Genomic DNA, 665 nt, shown 5'->3' with positions numbered 1-665 from the left:
AAGGCTGCCGACCTAATCTTACTGAGTCACAAAGTCACAGGATGTGGTTGATTGTGGGATAGAGAGATACCATAGGCTGTAGATTGTTGGGAGGTCTGCAGCGAGGCGAAGGGAGATGGACGTCACGGCGAGTGAGGACAGCGAAGGGCGGTTTGCGGCCTATGTCGCGGCGTTATCGGGCGCGATCGGTCATGCGGATCGGGTGGGACCGTTGCGGGATTACTGCCTGGGGCTTTTGATGCCGGCGGAGCGCAAGAGCGCGGAGCCGCTGGCGGCGGTGACGGCGCCGGCGCGGGTCCCGGCGCAGCACCAGTCGCTGCTGCATTTCGTGGGTCAGGCGCCGTGGTCGAACGAGCGGGTTCTGGCCAAGGTGCGCGACCTGGTCTTGCCCTCGATTGAGCGGCACGGGCCGATCGAGGCCTGGATCATCGACGACACAGGATTTCCCAAGAAGGGGCGGCATTCGGTCGGGGTGACGCGGCAGTATTGCGGGCAACTCGGCAAGCAGGACAACTGCCACATCGCGGTGACGCTGTCGGTCGCCAACCACGCGGCCAGCCTGCCGGTGGCGTATCGGCTCTATCTGCCGGAAGACTGGGCGGCGGATGCCGACCGACGGGCCAAGGCTCGGGTACCGGCGACGGTTTCCTTCAAGAGCAAGCCTG

General features: G+C 64.7%; 1 protein-coding gene. It reads left to right on the top strand.

Annotated features, from left to right (window positions below):
- Positions 1 to 115: 115 nt before the first annotated feature.
- Positions 116 to 665 (top strand): IS701 family transposase (locus tag FFK22_RS42070; protein ID WP_143957032.1); only part of this gene is annotated, 550 nt, incomplete at its 3' end.

This window comes from Mycobacterium sp. KBS0706 (assembly GCF_005938675.2).
GTDB lineage: Bacteria > Pseudomonadota > Alphaproteobacteria > DSM-16000 > Inquilinaceae > Inquilinus.
The sequence above is the reverse complement of the archived record's forward strand: the minus strand, read 5'-3'. Positions and strand labels throughout refer to the sequence as shown.